Below are 23,240 nucleotides of genomic sequence, written 5' to 3' on the forward strand. Positions count from 1 at the left end.
TAAATGTTAGGAAGAATCCATTCAGTTGAATCTTGTGGAACAGTAGATGGTCCTGGTTTGCGATTTATCATTTTCCTTCAAGGGTGTGCGATGCGTTGTGCTTACTGTCATAATCCTGATACGTGGAAGGTTAGTGGTGGAATTGAAAAGAGTGTAGATGAATTACTGGAAGAAGCAAAAGGGTACCTGCCTTATATGAAATTTTCTAACGGTGGTGTTACATTGAGTGGTGGAGAACCACTTTTGCAACCTGATTTTGTTCTAGAGTTTTTCAAAAAGTGTAAAGAAGCTGGGATTCATACAACCCTTGACTCATCGGGTTTTGTTCAACCAGCTAATCTTGAAGAAATACTGGAAGTGACAGACCTTGTTCTTTTAGATATCAAGCATATTAGAGAAGAGCAACATAAAAAGATTACAGGGGTGTCGAACAAGAATACACTAAAATTTGCAAAACTTTTAGACCAAAAGGGAATTCCGGTTTGGATTAGACATGTCCTTGTCCCTGGTCTCTCAACTGAAGAAAAAGATTTAAGTGATCTGGGTGAATTCTTAGCAACACTTTCTAATGTTGAAAAAGTGGAAATCCTTCCTTACCATAAAATGGGTGAATACAAATGGGAACAGCTAGGGTTAGATAATACGCTTGTTAACGTTATGCCACCAAAGTCAGACGAAGTGGAACGTGCATACGAATTATTAACAAAACAATGTAAATTAATAAACAATAAATAATAATTTTGGAGCATAGCGAATCAGCTATGCTCCTTTTTATTTAGGTGGATGAAAAAGGAAGAAATGACTCATACTAAATATGGAATCTATATTTTTAAAAAAAGTGGTGGCTTTAATGTTATCAATTGACAAAATTAAAGGCTATGCCTATCAAGATGAAAAGACAAAACGGCTGGTTGAGCGTTTGCCAATTAGGAGTATAGCTGTGTTAATTCATCAAGATATTGATATGGTAGCTGCTGAAATGCTTATTAAATGTGGAGTAAAGGCTGTAATAAACCTTAAGGCATCAATGAGTGGTTTATTTTTCCACAATGGTGTTGAGGTACTATTAGATGCAAAATCCCTGTTTTTGATATAGAAGAAGAGTTGCCGATAAATTTAGATAACCAATTAGTACTTATTAAAGACAGTTATTTATACCGATCTGTGAATGGTTCTTGGGTGGAGGTCACCCAATTATCGCGCTATAGCTATTCTAAAGTAAGACAATTAAAGGTCGTAGCAAACTCTCGATTCCCTGAACAATTTAAAGCCTTTGTGGGCAACTCCTTATTTTATGGTAAAAAGGAGCTTGATTTATTTATTCAAGAAGTTCAGAACTTACCGGTTTTGCGACAGTTTCTTGGTAGGGAAGTATTAATTGTAGCTAGAGGGGCGAATTATGAAAAGGATTTAAAATTTTTGAAATCGGCCATTAAAAAAAAGAAACTACTGACAATTGCAGTTGATGGTGGTGCTGATGGACTAATAAAGATTGGTATAAAACCAGACTTTATCATTGGTGATATGGATTCAGTCTCAGAAAGGTCTTTAAAAAGCGGTGCTCAACTGCTTGTGCATACTTATCATGACGGGCGCTCACCAGGGGAGGGGAGAATTGTTTCGTTGAAGCTTCCTTTTAAGCGGATTGCTTTATTGGGTACTAGTGAAGATGCAGCGATTACCTTTGCGTATTGCTCGGGAGCAAAAAAGTTATACACCGTTGGTACACGTATTGGAATGAATGAGTTTTTAGAAAAAGGCAGGATTGGGATGGGTTCAAGCTTGTTAACAAGGATGAAGGTTAGCCATGCTTTAGTGGACTTAAAAGGTGTTCATCATTTATTTGATAACGGTTCAGTTGAAAAAGAATTTAGTGGCTGGGCATTGATCCCTGCTGTAATCGTTGTTGCTTTAATTAGCAGTAATGATAAGTTTAACTTATTTATTTCGTTAATATTCCAATGGTGGGGTGGGAGGTAATCGTTTGATGAGGAAAAATATTGTTAACTTTTTGACGATATCTATTTACTTAATGCTAGGGATAGTCCTTGGTTTCATTATCGATAAAGATTGGCTTAATAATGAGCAAATCAGGTACGTGCAAAAATTAGAGGCAGAAAATGAGCAATTAGTTCAAGCTAAACAAGCGTGGGTCCGTTATGTTGAAGATGAATTTAACCAAATAAAATTCTATACAACAGCAGAAAACGACGAACAGTTTCAGAGTCTTAACCAGGTCTTAACAAGTATAGGTGTAACTTTAGAGAAATTACCAGAAACAATGGGGGTATATCAGCAACAAGGGATCATTATCTCAATAGGAGAAGAACTTGAAGAAACATATGGTTTACCACACTTGAAGTTACAGGCTATCCCCTCTCAGGAGGTTGAGTTTAATTTAATGTACTTATCCTTATTGAGGATGAAAGAGGAGTTACTGCAATGACACAAAAAGCATCAATTAGCGTTGTGATACCTGCATACAACGAAGAAGATACAATAAAAATGACGTTAGTTACATTAAATAGATGTCCCTGGGTTAATCAATTGATTGTTGTAGATGATGGGAGCAGTGATGAAACGGCTACGATTGCTATGAAATATTGTGATCAGGTCATACGCCTAAATCGGAATAGAGGAAAAGCCCATGCTTTAAAAGAGGGATGGAAATTAGTGGAGGGAGAAGCAGTAGTCTGCCTTGATGCTGATTTAGGGATGACTGCAAGAGAAGGAGAACGTCTCATTGATAAGCTCTACTATGAAGATCTAGATTGTGTGATTGCTAAATTGCCAACACAAAATAAAAGTGGATTTGGAATCATGAAACATCGAGCGCAAAAATTAATTTTTTCAAGAACAGGAAAATGGTTTGATTCCCCGTTATCAGGTCAAAGGGCCTTAAAGAAAAAATGGTTGCCAATTTTAATTGAGAAAGACTATGTTGGTTTTGGTGTTGAAATGGCGATGACAATAGATTTATTAAAAGCTGGAGCGAGTATTGATGAAGTAGAGGTGAGTTTTTATCACCGTGCAACTGGTAAGGACTTTCAAGGGTTTCTTCACCGTGGCAAGCAGTGGTTAGATATGGAGAAAACGCTCAGAAAGATGAGGGCGACATGGTAGTTTTATTAGTTCCGATCATTTTGTGGGTATGTGGAGCTTATTTTAAAAGAGTGGGGTGGAAAGTTACAAATTACCAAGGTGATGAAATTCCCTACCACTTAGGTTTTTGTATTTTTTTACTAGTGTTAGGCTACGCATATATCGTAAATAACGTTCTAGTACTTATCTATTTAACTGTCTTATGGGTAACTGGATTTATCGATGACAGATATGGGACGAAATATCCAAAGGGATTGAAAGGGCACATTTCTTTATTTTTAAAGACTGGAAAAATGACAACAGGTTTGCTTAAATTAACGAGTACATTAGCTGTTTCAATGGTCTTTGTCAGTGTGATTGAACTTAGATTTCTAGAGCAGTTTGTTATTTTATTACTTTTGATTTTACCACCGCATGTGATGAATTTATTTGATACAAGGCCGTTGCGAGTATGGAAGGTTATTGCTATTCACGCGCTATTGTATATTCCGTTTATTTTACAAATGTCTTTTTCGTTATTATTTACAGTTGGTTTCATCCTCTCAGCATTGGTTTATATTGAAGGGACTCGTCGAGGGATGTTAGGTGATAATGGTGCAACTTTACTAGGTGGGATTATGGGTGTCATCGCCGTTTACCAGCTTCCGTTTTTTGCACAAGGGCTTTTGATTTGTTTTTATTTGTTTATTATCATAGTAACCGAGAAAATTTCGTTATCAAAGTGGATTGAAGAAAGACCGTTATTAAGGAAGATTGATCGCTGGGGTATATCGTAGTTTATTTACCATTTGGATTATAAAAGCTGAGCAAAGCTTACGAAACGGTCAAAATCTAAAAAATTTATCCCATTCGATTAATACATAGATGAGATGTATAAAACCAGTTTAGCATCCCGTTGGGTTCTAGGATTTTGGTTTTCCTTCTTCTAAGCCAGCTCGAGTCCGAACTTCTTTTCTATATTTTAACCAGCTCCAGTCCGAACTTAACCTAGGTTCGGACTGCTTTCTTTCTTCTAAACCTAGTTTTACTATACAGAAAATTTACCTTTGTTTATTATTCTAATTACTGAAATGATATTTCTGCATATTAACATTTTTAGCATAAGACTTATGAATGAATGATACCAAGACCAACCCTTTTTCCATGTAATTAGCTTGGTTTTTTTCTCGGCAATCGTCTCTATAATTACTTGCGGTATAATAAGAGGAAATAGTTTCGTGAAATTTCCAATTGGTTTGCTGTTTAGTGTCCATTGATTATAATAAAGTAACATTAAAGGGTAATGTATAAAGTCAAAGGGGAGATGGATTTTGTACTTGGGAAACAGTTTTTTTGGGTATTTTAGATATCCTTTGGTTACCAAATATTTATCTGAGAAATAATTACCAATGAAACTTACGAGGTAAACGATCATCCAATCTTTAAATGAACGTTTCACGATCGCGAACGGTAATAAAGCTAGTCCAACAATAGTAGTTAGGGTTAAAAAGTAATATGGTATCCTTTTTTTCTTCATTTTTTACACCTCCTCTAATATTTTGTTGAAATATAGTTTTTTTATGCGAAGTGTAATCTTGATTTAAACTTATCTAATTAAACTAGATTTGTGTGAAAATACATCTCGGGTATAATTCTTAGCACTGTTATACGCTTAGCTCCATTAAAAATTTGAACTTTAAAAGTACTTTTAAAATACACAAAAAGGGAGGATGGGCATATGCCCATCCTCCTTTTTGCCTCTTCTACATTAAAACGAAGAGCTTATTTGTTACAGATATAGATGAAAAATAGTGTAGAGTGTAGAGTTATCTGTGAGTGTTTGCTTCGAAGTAATACTTTCAATCAACTCAAAACTCATAATTCAAAACTCTTAACTCAATGAATTTACTTTTTAAATCTTGGAGCTACTTTGTTGTTTTTACGGTCTCGGTAAAGTACAAAACCAGCAATGAAGCCGATGCCAATGATCATAAAAAGAAGTCCGCTGAAAAATTGAAGCCACAATGAAGGGAAAGGTTGATGGAGGATCTTAAAAAAGATATCCCTCATTAATTTAATTCCATATCCAGCTAGTAAGCCGGGGATAACTAAAATCATAAGTGCAAGAAACCTTTGCATAATTTGAAAACCTCACAAGTATAAGATAATTGGTGAAAACTAATACTGTTTTATTTTACTAAAACTATTGTCTGTTGTCCAAATGAGAATCCTTTGGTTGTTGTTAGCTCCATAGTGTATAGTTATGGTAGGGATAACTCGCTAAATCATGCTTAACGAGAAGGTGTGTTAATGAAAAAATGTTTAATTGTTGGTGCGGGCAAAGGTGGAACGGCATTACTTAATATTTTGGTTGAAGCGGATATGATGAAAGTTATAGGTGTTGCTGATAAGAACATTAGTAGCCCTGGGGTAGTGATAGCTGAGAAGCTTGGAATTAGGACAAGTCAGGACTGGAGGACGCTATTAACGGAAGAAGTTGATGTGGTTGTTGAAGCTACAGGTGATGAAGACTTTTTTTTAGAATTAAAACTTGCTTGTGAAAAGACTGGTATTGTTTTAATTCCTAGTTCAGTAGCGACATTAATCTTTAATTTAATTGAAGAAAAAGAATTATTAATAGATGAATTGAAAAATTATTACTCAAAACAAGAAATTATTTTAAATTCTACCCATGATGGAATGCTTGCTATTGATAATAGTTCCCGTGTAACGTTAATTAATCGTAGCGCTGAACAAATGTTGGGCCTAGCGGATGGAGAGGCGGTTGGAAAGAACATTCATGATATTTTACCCACCAGTGAGTTGGACCGAGTCCTCCACACTGGTGTAGTGGAAATGAATAGGATGCAGGAAATAAGCAATGGGCTAACGATTGTAACCACTCGAGTGCCAATGTTACATAATGGAGAAATTGTTGGTGCCCTCGCAGTCTTTAAAGATATTACTGAGATTGTGCAAATGGCAGAAGAGGTAACAAACTTAAAAAGTATTCAGACAATGTTAGAAGCGATATTCTCTTCTTCGGATGATGCTATTTCTGTAGTCGATGAAAAAGGGAAAGGTTTAATGATTAATCCAGCCTATACTCGTTTAACTGGTTTAACTGCAGAACAAGTAATCGGCATGCCTGCTACAGCAGATATATCAGAGGGTGAAAGCATGCATATGCATGTATTAAAAAACCGGAAAGCGGTCCGCGGAACGAGGATGAAAGTAGGACCAAAGAAAAAAGACGTGGTCGTCAATGTTGCTCCAGTAATAGTGGATGGAAAGTTAAAGGGGAGTGTCGGAGTTCTTCATGATATGTCGGAGATCAAGTCGCTGACTGATGAATTGGAAAGGGCGCGACAAATTATTCGTACATTAGAAGCGAAATATTCTTTTGATGATATTATTGGTGCTTCTGAAGAGATGATGTTTGCAATCCAGCAAGCGAAACTTGCGGCTTCAACTCCAGCTACGATTTTGCTAAGAGGTGAATCGGGAACTGGGAAAGAATTATTTGCTCATGCAATCCATAATGAAAGCGATCGGAAGTATAATAAATTTGTCCGAGTAAATTGTGCTGCGATTTCTGAGACTTTATTAGAAAGTGAATTGTTTGGGTACGAAGAAGGTGCATTCTCAGGTGCAAAAAGAGGAGGGAAGCGTGGCCTTTTTGAAGAGGCTAATGGTGGTAGTATTTTCTTAGATGAAATTGGTGAGCTTAGCGTTAACACTCAAGCGAAACTACTCAGGGTGTTGCAAGAAGGGGAAATTCTTAGAGTCGGTGGTACAAAACCAATTTCAATTAAAGTTAGAGTAATTGCTGCTACAAATGTAAATTTAGAAAAGGTATAAACAAAAATACCTTTCGGGAAGATTTATACTATAGGCTCAATAGATTACCTATTTATATTCCTTCTCTTAGGAAGCGTAAACAGGATATTCCTGCATTATCTAATCATTTAATATCAAAAATAAATCAGGATTATGGAAGAAAAGTAACCGGTCTTACCAAAAGGGCGGAAAAACTACTGATGGCTTATGACTGGCCTGGTAATGTTCGTGAACTTGAGAATGTACTGGGAAGAGCAATGATCTTTATGCGTTTTAATGAAATTGAGATCGATGATTTTCATATACCTCCACTCGATGTTGATCCTAAAGAAAATAGTCAGTACGTAGAGGAAGTGAAACAGAGTTCAAAATCTTTTTCATTAGCTCAAAAAGTTCAAGAGTTTGAAAAAGAACAAATTATTCGAGCTTTACAAAACCATAAGGGAAATAAAACGGCAACTGCTAAGAGTTTGGAATTATCGATTAGAAATCTTTATTATAAAATGGAGAAATACAACATTGAAATAAATGACATGCAATAATTTGCATGGTATGATAAAAGTTGCACGGTTACATATGGATTTGTGAACAAAAAGTGTACAAAGGACGCTGACTATCGTTATTTGCGAAAATGGCATGAATATTGCATTGAAAAAGTGTAACCCGTGGTAACGATTATGAAAGGCGGAGATTTAGTGAGTTTAGATCAATTTATGGAAGATGCAATTCAACTTCCTGAGAAGGTTGTAGCTGTTGCAGCTGCAGAAGATGAAGAGGTAATTGAAGCTGTAGTAAAAGCAGTTGAAAAAAGGATCGCAACCTTCATCTTATACGGAAACGAAGAAAAGATTAAATCTCTCCTTACAAAAAGGATTGCAGGTTATGAAGTTAATCAATTCGTTAAAATTGTTGACGCGAAAAATGAAAAAGAGGCTGCAAAATTTGCTGTCCAAGGTGTAAACGCTGGTATCGCTGATGTATTGATGAAAGGAATGGTGTCAACCTCAGTGATTCTAAAGGAAGTTCTTAACAAAGAATACGGGTTAAGAACAGGAAGTGTATTATCGCATGTAGCCGCTTTTCAAATTCAGGGCTTCGATCGTCTTATCTTTGTAACAGATGCTGCTATGAATATTGCACCAGATTTAAATCAAAAAGTTGAAATTATTAACAATGCGGTGGGTTTGGCAAATAGGTTAGGTTTATCATTGCCTAAGGTAGCTGTTATTTCGGCAGTAGAAACGGTAAATCCAAATATGGGTGCTACTGTTGATGGTGCAATACTTTCGCAGATGAATGTAAGAGGGCAAATAAAGAATTGCATTGTTGATGGCCCTCTAGCGTTAGATAATGCCATTTCAATGCAAGCAGCAGAGTTAAAGGGAATTAAAGGGGAAGTTGCGGGGAATGCAGACATCATCATGGTGCCTACCATTGAGGTAGGTAATGCCCTTTACAAGTCGTTAGTTTATTTTGCTAAGGCAAAAGTAGGAGCAGTGATTACCGGAGCAAAGGCGCCAATTGTATTGACATCAAGAGCTGATTCTGCAGAAAGTAAGCTGTATTCATTAGCGTTGGCAGTTCGTTCAGTTAGCTAAAAAAAGAGTGGAAATAGGGAGGAAAAAACGATGGAATTATTTAAGTATATGGAAATGTATGATTACGAGCAAGTGGTTGTTTGTCAGGACAAACAATCAGGTCTTAAAGCAATAATTGCTATTCACGATACAACACTTGGACCTGCATTAGGCGGAACAAGAATGTGGACATACAATTCTGAAGCAGAAGCATTTGAGGACGCTCTTCGTTTAGCTAAAGGAATGACTTATAAGAATGCAGCAGCAGGATTAAACCTCGGTGGGGGAAAACTGTAATTATTGGTGATCCTCGTAAAGATAAAAATGAAGCGATGTTCCGAGCTTTTGGTCGTTACGTTCAAGGTTTAAATGGTCGTTATATTACAGCCGAAGACGTTGGGACTACAGTCGCTGACATGGATTTAATTCATGAAGAAACTGATTATGTAACAGGGATTTCTCCTGCTTTTGGTTCTTCAGGTAACCCTTCACCAGTAACTGCCTATGGCGTATACGTTGGTATGAAAGCGGCTGCAAAAGAAGCTTTTGGTTCTGATTCATTAGAGGGACTTACAGTTGCTGTTCAAGGTGTAGGAAATGTATCTTATACACTTTGTAAGCATCTGCACGAAGAAGGAGCTAAGCTGATCGTAACTGATATTAATAAAGAGGCTGTTGCAAGAGCGGTTGAAGATTTCGATGCGAAAGCTGTTGATATTAATGATATTTACAGTGTTGAATGTGATATTTTCTCTCCTTGTGCTCTAGGAGCTATTATTAATGATGAAACAATCCCGCAATTAAAAGCAAAGGTTATCGCTGGTGCTGCTAACAATCAGCTGAAAGAGACAAGACATGGTGACCAAATTGCTGAATTAGGAATTGTTTATGCACCTGACTATGTAATAAATGCGGGTGGTGTTATTAACGTAGCGGATGAATTATACGGATATAACCGTGAACGTGCACTAAAGAGAGTTGAAACAATTTATGATAAAATTGAAACAATTTTTGAAATCTCAAAACGTGATGGTATCCCTACTTATTTAGCTGCTGATCGTATGGCTGAAGAAAGAATTGCAACGATGCGTCAGTCACGTAAACAATTTTTAGTCAATGAGCACAGCATTTTAAGTAGACGTCGTTAGTTCCCAGATGAAATAGATAGAGGTTGACTTTAGAGGAGTTTTGAAAAGATAAGTATATTTAAACAGGACTTATGTTTTTCTTTTGAGGCTAATAAGTTAGCCTCTATCGCTTTAAATGGGGAGAAATTTAATTAGTTGGAGGTAAGTTTTTTGCAACATGAATATCGAATACTCGCTATAAACCCAGGTTCAACATCAACGAAGATTGGGGTCTACGATAATGAACGTTCTTTAATGGAAAAAACAATCCGTCATGATGCTGAAAAGATTCAGTCTTATGAAAAAATTATTGATCAATACTCATTTCGTAAAGAGACCATTCTAGCAACTCTTCACGAAGAGGGGATTAACATTTCGAAATTAAGTGCCGTTGTCGGAAGAGGTGGATTACTCCGCCCTATTGAAGGTGGTACTTACGAGGTTAATGAAAAAATGTTAAAAGATTTACGTATGGGTTTTGCAGGAGAACATGCATCAAATTTAGGTGGGATTTTAGCGTACGAAATTGCTACACAGTTAAATATCCCTTCATATATCGTCGATCCAGTCGTTGTGGATGAAATGGAGCCAATTGCAAAAATCTCTGGTCTTGTAGATTTCGAAAGGAAAAGTATCTTTCATGCCTTAAATCAAAAAGCAGTTGCTAGAAGAATTGCGAAAGATCTAAATAAAAATTATCAAGACCTGAACTTGATTGTTACTCATATGGGTGGCGGTATTACTGTGGGTGTTCATAAGAATGGCCGCGTAATCGATGTTAACAATGGTTTACATGGTGAAGGCCCATTTTCTCCAGAGCGAGCTGGAACAGTCCCTGCAGGGGATTTAGTTTCATTGTGCTTTTCAGGGCAGTATTACGCAGCAGAAATAATGAAGAAAATAGTTGGTCAAGGTGGACTTGTTGGGTATTTAGGAACAAATGACGCCATTCAAGTTGAAAAGATGATTGCGACTGGCGATGAGAAGGCGAAATTAGTATATGATGCGATGGCTTATCAGGTAGCGAAAGAAATTGGAGCAGCAAGTGCTGTCTTAAACGGAGAAGTGGATGCGATTGTGTTAACAGGAGGTCTCGCTTATGGGAAAGAGTTTGTGAGAACCATTACGGATCGAATAAGCTGGATCGCAGATGTTATCGTACATCCTGGTGAGAATGAATTGCAAGCATTAGTAGAAGGCTCACTTCGAGTTTTACGAGGGGAAGAAATTGCAAAGACTTATCCCAATTTAACAGTGATAAAAGAGAGGCAAAATAAGTAATATGAGGTGGTAAAAATGGCTCAAGAATATGATCTGGTTATCCTAGGAGCTGGTACTGGAGGCTATGTGGCTGCAATTAAAGCATCGCAGTTAGGGTTGAAAGTCGCCGTTGTAGAAAAAGGTAAATTAGGTGGAACATGCTTACATCAAGGGTGTATTCCAAGCAAGGCGCTACTTCGAAGTGCAGAAGTATATTCAACGATGAAGAATTCCCTCGAATTTGGAGTCAGTGCAAATGACGTAACCTTACACTTTGATAAAGTACAGCAACGAAAGCAACATATTATTGATACTCTTCATAAGGGTGTACAACACCTCATGAAAAAAGGGAAAATTGATGTATACGAGGGACTAGGTCGTATTTTAGGACCTTCTATTTTTTCACCTACACCAGGAACAATTTCAGTCGAGATGAATAATGGTCAAGAAAATGAAATGCTTATACCGAAGAATGTTCTAATTGCTACTGGTTCAAGACCAAGGTCATTACCAGGTCTTGAAATTGATGGGCAATACGTACTTTCTAGTGACGAGGCTTTGCAAATGGAATCCTTACCAGAAACAATTGTAATTGTTGGTGGTGGAGTAATCGGGATAGAGTGGGCTTCAATGCTAGTCGACTTTGGGGTAAAGGTAACGGTACTTGAATATGCAGATCGTATATTACCTACCGAAGATCACGAAATTTCCAAAGAGGCACAACGGTCTCTGAAGAAAAAAGGCGTAAAGATTGTAACAAGTGCCAAAGTTCTTCCAGAAACGCTTGTAAAAGGTGAAGGAGTCTCGATCCAAGCAGAACACAAAGGTGAAACCAAAACGTTCACTGGACAAAAGTTACTTGTTTCTGTTGGTAGGCAAGCAAATATTGAGGGAATTGGCCTTGAAAACACGGACATCCGAATTGAGAATGGGGTTATTAAACGAATGAGTTTTACCAAACAAATGAATCGCATATTTATGCAATTGGTGACGTAATTGGTGGCTTACAATTAGCTCATGTTGCTTCTCATGAAGGTATTATTGCAGTAGAACATATGGCGAATCAAAATCCACATCATTTGGATTATTCTTTGATTGCCAAATGTGTATACAGTGCACCTGAAATTGCAAGTGTCGGATACACAGAGAACGAAGCGAAAGATAAGGGTTTCAAAGTCAAGACAGGAAAATTCCTATTTAAAGCGATAGGTAAAGCCTTAGTATTTGGTGAAACAGATGGATTTGTGAAACTTGTAGTTGATGAAGAAACAGAAGATTTATTAGGAGTTCACATGATTGGGCCTCATGTGACCGATATGATTTCTGAAGCAGCTTTAGCAAAAGTACTTGATGCAACTCATTGGGAAGTTGCAAATACAATTCATCCACATCCTACGCTATCAGAAGCCATTGGTGAAGCGGCATTGGCAGTAGATGGAAAAGCAATTCACGGTTAAAAAGTTATGAGTTAAGAGTGTTGAGTTGTAAAAGCAAGTCTTTGAAGCTTTCGATTAATTTCAAAACTCAAAACTACAAACAATGAAGTTGTGTTAAATACGATTTGGGCGTCGTTTCACAACTTGATTTACATAATAAAAGGGGGTCTTATAATGACAGAAAACCGTCATGCAGCAGTAGGTTTAACTGACAATGATGTGCTTGAAATGTATGAAACAATGTTACTTGCAAGAAAAATAGATGAAAGAATGTGGCTGCTTAATCGTGCTGGGAAAATTCCATTTGTTATTTCTTGTCAAGGACAAGAAGCGGCACAAGTTGGTGCGGCATTTGCTTTAGACAAAGCAAAAGATTATATTTTACCGTACTATCGTGATATGGGGGTTGTATTACGCTTTGGAATGACTGCACGTGATTTAATGTTGTCAGCATTTGCAAAGGCAGAGGATCCAAACTCGGGTGGTAGACAAATGCCTGGTCACTTTGGTCAGAAGAAAAATAGAATTGTAACTGGATCTTCTCCTGTTACTACACAGGTTCCTCATGCGGTTGGAATTGCTTTAGCAGGCAAAATGCAAGGCAAAGATTTTGTTACTTTTACGACATTTGGAGAAGGTTCTTCAAACCAAGGTGATTTCCATGAAGGCGCAAACTTTGCAGCGGTTCATAAGCTTCCGGTTATCTTAATGTGTGAAAATAACAAATATGCGATTTCAGTACCGATCCATAAGCAATTAGCTTGTGAGAAAGTATCAGATCGTGCAATTGGCTATGGTATGCCAGGTGTTACAGTTGATGGAAATGATCCAATTGCTGTTTACGAAGCTGTTAAAGAAGCAGCAGACCGTGGTCGTAGAGGTGAAGGTCCTACTTTAGTTGAAACAGTTTCTTATCGTTTAACACCTCACTCGAGTGATGACGATGATCGAGCATACCGTTCTAGAGAAGAAGTTGAAGAAGCAAAGAAAAAGGATTCTATCTTTACCTTTAAGGCATATTTACAACAGTTAAATATCCTAACAGAAACTAACGAGCTAGAGATTAATGAGCGTATTGCCAAAGCGGTAAATGATGCAACTGAATATGCAGAAGCAGCACCGTATGCGGATGCAGAATCAGCGTTAAAATATGTTTATGGAGAGGGGGAATAAGGGATGCCGATTATTTCTTATATTGATGCCGTTACTTTAGCGATAAAAGAGGAAATGGAACGAGATGATAAAGTATTCGTTCTAGGAGAAGATGTTGGTACTCGCGGTGGTGTGTTTAGAGCAACAAATGGATTGCATGACCAGTTTGGTGAAGAACGTGTGATTGATGCACCTCTAGCCGAGTCTGCGATTGCAGGTGTAGGAATTGGTGCAGCCATGTATGGCATGAGACCAATTGCTGAAATACAATTTGCTGATTTTATCATGCCAGCAGTAAATCAAATCGTCTCAGAAGCAGCAAGAATTCGCTATCGTTCTAATAATGACTGGAATTGTCCAATTGTTATCCGTGCTCCTTATGGCGGTGGTGTTCATGGTGCTCTTTATCATTCCCAATCAGTAGAAGCAATGTTTGCTGGTATCCCTGGATTGAAAATTGTCATGCCTTCGACTCCATACGACGTAAAAGGGTTACTTAAAGCAGCAATTCGTGATAACGATCCTGTACTTTTCTTTGAGCATAAACGAGCTTATCGTTTAATTAAAGGAGAGGTACCTACAGAGGATTACACGATTCCAATTGGAAAAGCAGATGTAAAACGAGAAGGTGATGATATTACGGTCATTACCTATGGTTTAGCTGTTCATTTTGCTTTACAAGCAGCGGAACGGTTAGCAAAAGATGGTTTTTCAGCGCATATCCTTGATTTACGTACGGTTTATCCATTAGATAAAGAAGCAATTATTGACGCTGCTAAGAAAACTGGAAAAGTACTTCTTGTAACTGAAGATAATAAAGAGGGTAGCATCATGAGTGAAGTTGCAGCAATTATTGCTGAACATTGTTTATTTGATCTCGATGCACCAATTCAGCGTTTAGCTGGTCCAGATGTACCAGCAATGCCTTATGCACCAACAATGGAAAAATTCTTTATGATCAATCCTGATAAAGTCGAAAAAGCGATGCGAGATTTAGCGGAATTTTAAGAGAGGGAGGTAAAAGCATGGCAACAGAAATTAAAATGCCTCAACTTGGCGAAAGTGTTACAGAAGGTACGATTAGTAAGTGGCTTGTAAAGCCTGGAGATAAAGTAAATAAATACGATCCGATTGCTGAAGTAATGACTGACAAAGTTAATGCTGAAGTTCCTTCCTCTTTTACTGGAACAGTTAAAGAGCTAATTGCCGGTGAAGATGAAACAATTGAAGTTGGTGGTGTTATTTGTACGATAACTGTAGAAGGTGAAGCAGTTGAACCACCACCTTCGTCAGCACCAGAAGTTTCAAAAAAGGCTATTAGTGTTTCTGAGGATACAAGTGAGAAAAAACGTTTTTCTCCAGCGGTACTTCGATTAGCTGGGGAACACAACATCGATTTAAGTCAAGTTCAAGGGACAGGTCGAGGTGGACGTATAACTAGGAAAGATCTTCAATTAATGATTGAAGGTGGAATTATTCCAGAACCGAAAGTTAACGCAGTTATAGAAGAGAAGCCAGTAGCTGTTAAACCTATGGAACAAGCACCAATAGTCACTGCAAAAGTGGCAAAAGATCCAGTATCTTCATCAATCCCTGCTTCTGCACCGGGAGATATAGAAATTCCAGTTTCAGGTGTTCGGAAAGCTATTGCTGCAAACATGGTGAAAAGTAAGCACGAGGCACCACATGCATGGACAATGGTAGAAGTAGACGTAACAAACCTTGTTCATTATCGAAACAGTGTGAAAGAGGGCTTTAAACAAAAAGAGGGATATAATTTAACATTTTTACCTTTCTTTATTAAGGCTGTTGTTGAGGCGTTAAAAGAGTTTCCACAACTTAATTCAATGTGGGCTGGTGATAAAATTATTCAGAAAAAGGACATCAACATTTCTCTTGCAGTTGCAACGGAAGATGCCCTGTACGTACCAGTAATTAAACATGCGGATGAAAAGACGATTAAGGGAATTGCTCGAGAAATCAACGAACTTGCTGGGAAAGTAAGAAACAAAACGATTTCTAGTAGTGATATGCAAGGTGGAACATTTACAGTTAATAATACAGGATCATTTGGTTCAATTCTTTCAACTCCTATTATTAACCACCCTCAGGCCGCTATTTTGTCAGTTGAATCAATTGTAAAACGTCCAGTGGTATTAGATAATGATGCAATAGCAATTCGCCATATGGTAAATTTATGCTTATCGTTAGATCATCGTGTCTTAGATGGTTTAGTTTGTGGGAGATTTTTAGCAAGAGTAAAAGAAAATTTGCAGTCTATTACGAAAGAGAATACACAGCTTTATTAAATAACTTAGGCTTTATTATGTGAGTGTTTCTCACTTAATAAAGCCTTTTTTGAATTGAATAGTAATACATGGTTTGAACTGAATTGGGAATGCTAGAGACTGTTACATATAATTTAGAAAGGTGGATTTGTAATGGAGAGAATAAAACAAAGCAAACTACTCTATGTAGTTATCGTTGCTACTCTATTATTAACTAGCATCAATAGCTTAAATGTCTATGCTGAGGATGAAACAGAGGGTGAAGCTTGTACACATATGGAGCAAGTGAAATATCAGCACAAAGCCATTAAACCACATTTTAATTTTTATTATCAGTTATTAGCCGAAAAGTATGCACCTAAGCATGTCAAAGTATTGAAGGATGTCATCACTGAACGAGAGGCCCTATTTAAAAAATATCGTGAACTTGTAAAATCGGGTAAAGACGTCGGAGATTTCTACGATGAAGCTTGGTTAAAGAAACATGATGAAATTCAAACACAATTTTTAGATGCTGTAGAAAAAAGGGATGATGCTGCCTTAAAGAAGATTGTCCCACAAGTAATTGAGCACCAAAAAGAATTAAATGTACTATTAAAAAAACGACTAAAAGAACTTAAGTAGGTGATTTGAGGAGACAATAGATATTGTCTCCTTTTGTCTTTTTCTGGAGAGGTATTTTTGTTTACAAATCGTAATTGTTACGATATAATTCTTTTTGTAGATAAAACGTAATCGTTTCGAAAGGGGATTAAAATGAAATTTCGATCAATAAGTTTTGCAATCATATTAGTACTTACGACATTTTTATCAGCGTGTGGAGCTAAAGAGGAAGAACCCACAGATCATACGTTAGTTGATCCAGATGTTGCCGATGAAATGCAAGTTTTACAAGTCTATACTACTATTTTTCCACTGATGGATTTCACGCAAAAAATTGGGGGAGAATATGTTGATGTCAAAAGTATAATTCCTTTAGGAGCAGACGCTCATACATTTGAACCATCTCCGAAAACAATGGTAGACGTTTCGAATGCTCATTTGTACATATACAATGGAGCAGGAATTGAGGGTTTTGCTGATGCTGCAGCTGAAGTTTTAAAATCTGGAAATGTAAAAATTTTAATGGCGTCAGAAAATGTAGATTTATTAAAATTTGACGAACACAACCATGATCATGACGATCACGGTCACGATGATCACGGACATGATCATGACGATCACGGACACGAGGATGACGCACATGATCATGACGATCACGGACACGATCATGATGATCACGGTCACGAGGATGACGGACACGATCATGACGATCACGGTCACGATGATCACGGAGATGACCATGACGAAGATCACTCTGATGATGATCACAATCATCAACATGGAGAAGAAGATCCTCATATTTGGTTAGATCCAATTCGTTCGATTCAAATTGCAGAGAATATCAAAAATGCACTAGTAGAGTTATTACCTGAAGCTAGTGAAGATTTCGAAAGTAATTTCCTTTCTTTAAAGGAACAATTAGAAGCCTTAGATGGAGAATTTAAGAAGATGGTTGAAGAGGTTTCAAAAGATACCATTGTCGTTTCTCACGCCGGTTATGGCTATTGGACTGAGCGCTACGGAATTAAACAAGTAGGTATTTCGGGGATCTCACCTACAAATGAACCGTCAATTAGACAAATAACCAAGGTTATTGAATTTGTAGAACATAACGAAATTAACTTTATAATATTTGAGCAAAATATTCCGATGAACATCGCTGAGACTGTTCGTTCACAAGTTGGTGCTGAAGTTCTATGGTTACACAATCTAGAGGCGCTAACTGAAGAGGACGTAGAAAATGGTGCCGATTATTTCAGTCTCATGGCTAATAATATTGAAACTTTAAGAACCGCATTAAGATAGATTTGTATAAGAAAAGTTCGTCAATTCATGACGGACTTTTTTCTATAGGTTCATTTCTAAAACATTGTTGCTTTTTTTGTGAAAATTCCTTAGATAAAGATATCCCCAAATAAATTGAGTAAGAAAAGAGCACTACTTACTAAATAAGTAGGGAAATCTTAGTATTTACTTAAGCAACAAACTTTGCGAAAACAGCCTTTCTATAATTCTTCCTTGGTATTAGTATTTGTAGAAAAATCTAATAAAGAGAAGAGCTATATTTGTTAGTATTGACAGTAAGCTAAGCCACTTTTTTCTATGAAGTGTATTTCAAAACATGAATTTGCTTATATTAATAATACATATTGCTTTGTAAATCTAGATCTTACGTGTACAATATAGCTATAGTGTTAATATAAAAAAGAGGTGAACTACATGGAATTTAGTTTTTACAATGATGTTATTAATGGCGCAAGAAAAGAAATGGTTGATGCAGGTTATAAAGAATTAACTACTCCAGAAGAAGTGGATGCTGTTTTAGGAAAAGAAGGAACAGCTTTGGTTTACATTAATTCAGTTTGTGGTTGTGCAGGTGGAATTGCTCGTCCATCAGCTGCATATATGGCTAATTACGAGAAAAAACCAGATCACTTTGTTACTGTTTTTGCAGGGCAAGATAAAGACGCAACTGAAAGAGCCAGAACCTACTTTAAAGGCTTTGCCCCATCGTCACCATCGTTTGCAATTATTAAAGATGGTGAAATTAAAGCAATGATCGAAAGACATGAAATTGAAGGTCACGAGCCTGTTCAAGTTGTTCAAAAACTTGAGAAGTATTTTGACGAATATCTATAAGTAACAAATGGGGCTGTCCAAAGTTTAGCTCACTACGTTTTAGATTGTAGTGGAGACTAATACTAGCTAAGGGTCAGCCTCATTTTTATTGATCGAGAATTACCTTGAAGTCAAGTTTTTCTAGTGCTATAATTTAAACTTGTATATGTGTAGTTTATACAAGCTACCGTCTTTCACTTGGAAAAAGCGCAACAATTTCTAAGTAGTTATTAAAAGGAGAGTGCAACAGTGCAAGAGTTATATGTAAAAATTCATGAATACTTAAATATGGATGAAGAAATCCCTTTTGAAGAATTCGATCAGTATTATAAGACTGTAATTAAGCATTTTAGTGAGGCTTCTGATGACTTAGCAGAAGAAGATGTTTGGAAGGGTTTATTTATTATTGAAAACTTAATGTCAAACGCTGAAAGCCGTGCGAAAGAATCAAAGGCTGCCAAGCAGAAGAAATACAAAAAGATAGCAGAACGCTCATCCTTATGGGCACAAAATTTTGCTGCAAGATTATACAGACTTGGCTATACTGAAGAACAGTTAAATGAGCGTTTTGAAACTATGTTCCAAGACCATGAAAAGCTAAAGGCCTAAATAGTGAGCGGAAGTGAATGTATCTCACTCCGCTCTTTAAAATTGGCTGTTTTCGCAAGAATTGTTGCTTTCGTAAAAATCCCAAAAGTCGGATTTTTACACATACATACTAAAATTTCACTACTTATTTAGTATGTATTGCTCTTTTCTTACTAAATTTATTGGGTAATATCTTCATCGAAGGAATTTTTCAATTTATTAGGTTAATATGCAACAATGTTTTAGAAAAGAGCCTTAAAATGAAATTGTTGACACACAACTATTATATATGGTATATTTTTTATTGTCCCTTAATAAATTGCGTCTATAGTGAAATGGATATCACACGAGATTTCGGCTCTCGGATTCTGGGTTCGAATCCTGGTAGGCGCGCCATACATAACTTATAAAGACTTCAAGGAAAATATTTTCTTGAAGTCTTTTTTGTTTGTTTAGAGAACTTTAACTTCAAAACTTTTAGAGAAATTTTTTTAATTTTAAGTTAATTAAATTATATTGTGGTATATTTAAATAAAATTGAAAGCGCTATTAAATTCAGGTCTAGGTAAAGAATTGGGAGGCAGTAATGTTAGGATTTAAACATTTACCAATACGCTGGAAAATAACTTTTCTATCCTTAGGTGTCGTTATCTTTTCGTTATTAATTGGTGGTATTATTCTATTAGGTTATATGGCGAAAACAAAGGAAGAAGAGTTATCAAAGAGAACATTAATTACCGCACAATTAGTCTCTCAATATAAGCTTATTCAAGATGAAATTAATAGTAAAGATGCTTCTGACATTCTCCAACCAATCGCTGAAAGGTTTAGAGTTATAAATAATGCTGATTATATTATTATCTTAAACATGGATCGAGTTAGATTAACTCACCCAATTAAGGAGCGGATAGGTACAAAATTTTTTGGTGGAGATGAAGACCCGCATTTTCTGAACACATATATACCTCTATTGCTTCAGGAGATCATGGAATTACAGTTCGATCTTTTGTACCGATTATCAATGAAAAGAGTGAACAAGTTGGTGTTGTTGTTGCTGGTAATGTTTTGCCTAGTCATAGTCAACTAATTAAGGAAATTGGAAAGTCAATGTCCTACGTTTTTTTATTTGCCGTAATATTTGGGATGTGGGGTGCGTGGTTACTAGCAAATCATATCAAAAAACAAACCTTCCAGATCGAACCTGACCAATTAGCGAGATTGTTAGTAGAAAGAACAGCGACATTCAACGCAATTCGGGACGGTGTCATTGCTATTGATCAAAACGAAAGGATTACTGTAATTAATCAAGCAGCAAAAGAAATAGTGAATGTAAATGGAGACGTAGTTGGAGAGAAAATTCAGAACGTGATACCCGACACGAGACTCCCGGAAGTATTAAGGCTTGGAAAACCTTTATTACAGCGAGAGTTTTTTATTAATGATCGGGCAATATTGAGCAATCGAATTCCAATTACTGTTCAAGGGAAAACAATTGGTGCCTTGGCAATTTTTCAAGATAAAACGGAGGTAACAAGACTTGCTCAAGAGCTAACAGGAGTACAAGCTTTTGTTGATGCTTTAAGAGTTCAAGCGCATGAATATTCTAATAAGCTTCACACAGTAGCAGGATTAATACAACTTGATCAGGGTAAGAAAGCCTTAGATTATATATTTGAGCTTTCTGAAGAACAAGCTGAACTAACATCGTTAATTACGCATCAAATACATGATGATAGTCTTGCTGGGTTATTGCTAGGTAAACATAGCAGGTGTAAAGAATTAGGGATAAAACTAAAGTTTAATCATGAAAGCAACTTTATAAATTACCCAGAAGGAACGACCATCCATGACCTTGTTATCATATGTGGTAACTTAATAGATAATAGTATCGATGAGTTAATAGAAACAAATAAGGAACTAAAACAAATCAGTTTTTCTATCAAAGAGACAGGAGAATTCTTAACTATCGAAGTAGGTGATAGTGGAGACGGTATCCTAGAAGACATACAGGAAAAGATGTTTAAAAGAGGATTCTCGACAAAACAAAAAGAAGGCAGAGGAATAGGCCTCTTCCTTGTTCATGCTATTATTGATCGGGTAGACGGTATTATTGATATTGATAGTAAGCAGGGAAAAGGGACAGTCTTTACGCTACATATTCCAATGAAAAGGAAGTGGGGGTTCGATATGAAGCGGCAAAGTAATGAAGAAAAAACAATTCGAATATTGTTAATTGAAGATGATCCTATGGTTCAAGAAGTTAATCGAATGTTTATTGAAAAAGTAAAAGGATTTAAAGTCATAGGCGTAGCTCTAAATGGCACAGAGGGACGAAAAAAGGTCAAAGAACTAAACCCAGATTTAGTTTTATTAGATATATTTATGCCTAAAGAAGACGGCTTAAAAACGATTGCTAAATTAAGACATGAACAACTAGATGTTGATATTATTGCTGTTACAGCAGCAAATGATACAGAAACAGTAAAGAAGTTGTTAAGGCATGGTGTGGTAGACTACATTGTTAAACCATTTACATTTGATCGGTTGAAGCAGGCGTTACAACAGTATCATGATATGTATCATCAATTAAAACAAAACGAGAAATTTTCTCAGGATAAACTAGATGAAGTGATGCAACAAAAAGAAAATACTAAACAAAGTGAATTACCAAAAGGGTTACATGCGATGACTTTAAAACAAATCATCGATTATTTAGAGCAAATTGAGTGTCCAAAATCTGCAGAAGAAATAGGATCAGAAATAGGGTTAGCAAGAGTTACTGTTCGCAGGTACTTGAATTATTTAGAAAATGCCCAAAAGGTGGAAATGGAATTAACCTATGGAACGATAGGGAGACCAATCCAGCTGTATCAACTAATAAAAAAGGTTAAAGAGGGTTCTTCATGAGGGGATTAGCTACCATTATTACATTTCTTTTCGTAGGAATTCTTACTGCTTTTTATATTGGATTTGGTCTTCCTGACTCCTCAAGAATTGTAGCCGTAGATGAAGAGTTAGTGGGTCTTAATGAAAAATATACGTTGAAGTTTAGTCATGTTGTTGCTAAGAATACCCCTAAGGGACATGCAGCAGCATATTTTGCCGAGTTGGTTAAAGAAAAGACCGATGGCTGGGTAGAGATTCAACTTTTTCCAAATGGAGTCCTCTATGATGCTCAAGAGGAGTTTGAAGCGCTCAAAAAAGGTGATGTTCATATTATTGCTCCAGCGTTCTCAGAAGTAACCATTCATGATCGGAAGTGGACAGCTCTAGATTTACCCTACCTCTTTGATAATGAAATAATGGTTGAACAAGCTTTTGAAGGTAGAATTGGAGAGCTTTTACTTGAGAGTTTTGCCAAAAAAGGGTTTATGGGAATTGCTTTTTGGGATAACGGATTTAAACAGTTAACAAATAATGTGAAACCGATTATTTATCCAGAGGATATTACTGGGCTCTCATTTAGAGTAATGCCTAGTGAAGCTCTTTTTAAAACATATCGTATCCTTGGAGCTCGGGCAGTGACATACCCGTTTAATGACGTTTATAATGTCTTACGTGATGGGATTGTTGATGGTCAAGAAAATACGCTTTCAAATATCTATTCGAAAGGGTTTTATCAACAGCAAAGATATATGACGATATCCAATCACAATTATTTGGGTTATGTTGTCTTAGTAGAGCCAGAATTTTGGAGTACCCTTCCCGAGAGGCACCAATCAAGTATTCAAGAGGCAATGGATGAAGTAACGATGTGGCTTCGTAAACATGCTATGGAACTAAATAATGATATGTTGCAAAGAATTTCTAGTACCGGGATCACTGAAATCCATGAACAATCAGAAGAGGAAAAGGATCAATGGAGAAAAGTATTAAAACCACTCTATGACGAATATGAAACGATCATTGGTAAAGAGCTAATGGATGAATTAAAAAGGTTACAAATTGATAAAGAACTATAAGACTATCCAACGAATTATTACTATCGCATTTAGGTGAACCTTAAATGAGCAAAAGTGATATTTATTGGAGTAGTCTTATTTTTTTATAGTGCTGTTTTCTCTAAAGTTATTGCTGTTAATATAGCTAGAATGACATCGAATATTTTATTTAATTATTGCCCACAAAGCCACTAAGTTTACGATAAGAGCCTTATATAAATAGTAAGCG

The 23,240-nt window shown here is 36.5% G+C and carries 20 protein-coding genes, 1 tRNA gene and 3 pseudogenes; 22 read left to right on the top strand and 2 right to left on the bottom strand.

All coding sequences use genetic code 11. From position 1 onward, the window contains the following. The first annotated feature begins 3 nt into the window (after window positions 1-3). The 6 genes from pflA (at window position 4) to H1D32_RS14070 (ending at window position 3,878) form a co-directional block, all read left to right on the top strand. Window positions 4-735 carry a pyruvate formate-lyase-activating protein gene (pflA, locus tag H1D32_RS14045; protein WP_261178930.1) on the top strand — a complete coding sequence of 244 codons (732 nt, stop codon included), beginning with the start codon at window positions 4-6 and terminating at the stop codon, window positions 733-735. A 115-nt stretch (window positions 736-850) separates the two neighbouring features. Continuing rightward, complete coding sequence (locus H1D32_RS14050; RefSeq protein ID WP_261178931.1) at window positions 851-1,096, top strand: hypothetical protein; 246 nt, start codon at window positions 851-853, stop codon at window positions 1,094-1,096. 8 nt (window positions 1,097-1,104) lie between these two features. Then, the gene (gene steA / locus H1D32_RS14055) at window positions 1,105-1,980 is read left to right on the top strand and encodes a putative cytokinetic ring protein SteA (protein ID WP_261178933.1); all 876 of its coding nucleotides are present in this window, start codon (window positions 1,105-1,107) and stop codon (window positions 1,978-1,980) included. Between the two features lie 4 nt (window positions 1,981-1,984). Next, window positions 1,985-2,446 (top strand): hypothetical protein, encoded by a 462-nt coding sequence (locus H1D32_RS14060; RefSeq protein ID WP_261178935.1) that lies wholly within the window; start codon window positions 1,985-1,987, stop codon window positions 2,444-2,446. After that, window positions 2,443-3,123 carry a glycosyltransferase family 2 protein gene (locus H1D32_RS14065; protein WP_261178937.1) on the top strand — a complete coding sequence of 227 codons (681 nt, stop codon included), beginning with the start codon at window positions 2,443-2,445 and terminating at the stop codon, window positions 3,121-3,123. The genes H1D32_RS14060 and H1D32_RS14065 overlap by 4 nt, the downstream gene beginning before the upstream one ends. After that, on the top strand, window positions 3,117-3,878 hold the full coding sequence (locus tag H1D32_RS14070; RefSeq protein ID WP_261178938.1) for a hypothetical protein: 762 nt from the start codon (window positions 3,117-3,119) through the stop codon (window positions 3,876-3,878). The genes H1D32_RS14065 and H1D32_RS14070 overlap by 7 nt, the downstream gene beginning before the upstream one ends. Window positions 3,879-4,129: 251 nt before the next feature. On the opposite strand, the gene H1D32_RS14075 is transcribed toward H1D32_RS14070, so the two are convergent. After that, on the bottom strand, window positions 4,130-4,618 hold the full coding sequence (locus tag H1D32_RS14075) for a CBO0543 family protein (protein WP_261178939.1): 489 nt from the start codon (window positions 4,616-4,618) through the stop codon (window positions 4,130-4,132). A 368-nt stretch (window positions 4,619-4,986) separates the two neighbouring features. After that, the gene (locus tag H1D32_RS14080) at window positions 4,987-5,220 is read right to left on the bottom strand and encodes a DUF2627 domain-containing protein (protein ID WP_261178940.1); all 234 of its coding nucleotides are present in this window, start codon (window positions 5,218-5,220) and stop codon (window positions 4,987-4,989) included. A gap of 171 nt (window positions 5,221-5,391) precedes the next feature. On the opposite strand from H1D32_RS14080, the pseudogene H1D32_RS14085 reads away from it, so the two are divergent. From H1D32_RS14085 to H1D32_RS14160, 16 genes and pseudogenes are all read left to right on the top strand, one after another. Next, window positions 5,392-7,463, top strand: a pseudogene (locus H1D32_RS14085) (sigma-54 interaction domain-containing protein). Window positions 7,464-7,634: 171 nt separating this feature from the next. After that, window positions 7,635-8,519 carry a phosphate butyryltransferase gene (yqiS, locus tag H1D32_RS14090; protein ID WP_396126220.1) on the top strand — a complete coding sequence of 295 codons (885 nt, stop codon included), beginning with the start codon at window positions 7,635-7,637 and terminating at the stop codon, window positions 8,517-8,519. Between the two features lie 30 nt (window positions 8,520-8,549). Continuing rightward, a pseudogene (gene bcd, locus H1D32_RS14095) lies at window positions 8,550-9,646 on the top strand (branched-chain amino acid dehydrogenase). 150 nt (window positions 9,647-9,796) lie between these two features. Next, window positions 9,797-10,906 (top strand): butyrate kinase, encoded by a 1,110-nt coding sequence (buk, locus tag H1D32_RS14100; RefSeq protein ID WP_396126197.1) that lies wholly within the window; start codon window positions 9,797-9,799, stop codon window positions 10,904-10,906. 15 nt (window positions 10,907-10,921) lie between these two features. Next, a pseudogene (gene lpdA / locus H1D32_RS14105) lies at window positions 10,922-12,342 on the top strand (dihydrolipoyl dehydrogenase). 153 nt (window positions 12,343-12,495) lie between these two features. After that, window positions 12,496-13,494 (top strand): thiamine pyrophosphate-dependent dehydrogenase E1 component subunit alpha, encoded by a 999-nt coding sequence (locus tag H1D32_RS14110; RefSeq protein WP_261178943.1) that lies wholly within the window; start codon window positions 12,496-12,498, stop codon window positions 13,492-13,494. Window positions 13,495-13,497: 3 nt separating this feature from the next. Continuing rightward, window positions 13,498-14,481 (top strand): alpha-ketoacid dehydrogenase subunit beta, encoded by a 984-nt coding sequence (locus tag H1D32_RS14115; RefSeq protein WP_261178944.1) that lies wholly within the window; start codon window positions 13,498-13,500, stop codon window positions 14,479-14,481. 17 nt (window positions 14,482-14,498) lie between these two features. Then, window positions 14,499-15,782, top strand: a complete 1,284-nt coding sequence (locus H1D32_RS14120) for a dihydrolipoamide acetyltransferase family protein (RefSeq protein WP_261178945.1) — start codon at window positions 14,499-14,501, stop codon at window positions 15,780-15,782. Window positions 15,783-15,914: 132 nt separating this feature from the next. Next, on the top strand, window positions 15,915-16,385 hold the full coding sequence (locus H1D32_RS14125) for a hypothetical protein (RefSeq protein WP_261178947.1): 471 nt from the start codon (window positions 15,915-15,917) through the stop codon (window positions 16,383-16,385). 132 nt (window positions 16,386-16,517) lie between these two features. Next, window positions 16,518-17,669: a metal ABC transporter solute-binding protein, Zn/Mn family gene (locus tag H1D32_RS14130; protein WP_261178948.1), complete on the top strand. Its 1,152-nt coding sequence runs from the start codon at window positions 16,518-16,520 to the stop codon at window positions 17,667-17,669. 414 nt (window positions 17,670-18,083) lie between these two features. Then, window positions 18,084-18,503, top strand: coding sequence for a BrxA/BrxB family bacilliredoxin (locus H1D32_RS14135; RefSeq protein WP_261178949.1), 420 nt, complete (start codon window positions 18,084-18,086; stop codon window positions 18,501-18,503). Between the two features lie 228 nt (window positions 18,504-18,731). Further along, window positions 18,732-19,091, top strand: coding sequence for a hypothetical protein (locus H1D32_RS14140; RefSeq protein ID WP_261178950.1), 360 nt, complete (start codon window positions 18,732-18,734; stop codon window positions 19,089-19,091). A gap of 300 nt (window positions 19,092-19,391) precedes the next feature. After that, a tRNA-Arg gene (locus tag H1D32_RS14145) sits at window positions 19,392-19,466 on the top strand. 190 nt (window positions 19,467-19,656) lie between these two features. After that, window positions 19,657-20,157, top strand: coding sequence for a hypothetical protein (locus H1D32_RS14150; RefSeq protein ID WP_261178951.1), 501 nt, complete (start codon window positions 19,657-19,659; stop codon window positions 20,155-20,157). Further along, the gene (locus H1D32_RS14155) at window positions 20,136-21,977 is read left to right on the top strand and encodes a response regulator (RefSeq protein WP_261178952.1); all 1,842 of its coding nucleotides are present in this window, start codon (window positions 20,136-20,138) and stop codon (window positions 21,975-21,977) included. The genes H1D32_RS14150 and H1D32_RS14155 overlap by 22 nt, the downstream gene beginning before the upstream one ends. Then, window positions 21,974-23,032: a TRAP transporter substrate-binding protein gene (locus H1D32_RS14160; RefSeq protein WP_261178953.1), complete on the top strand. Its 1,059-nt coding sequence runs from the start codon at window positions 21,974-21,976 to the stop codon at window positions 23,030-23,032. The genes H1D32_RS14155 and H1D32_RS14160 overlap by 4 nt, the downstream gene beginning before the upstream one ends. Window positions 23,033-23,240: the final 208 nt, after the last annotated feature.

This window comes from Anaerobacillus sp. CMMVII (genome assembly GCF_025377685.1).
GTDB lineage: Bacteria > Bacillota > Bacilli > Bacillales > Anaerobacillaceae > Anaerobacillus.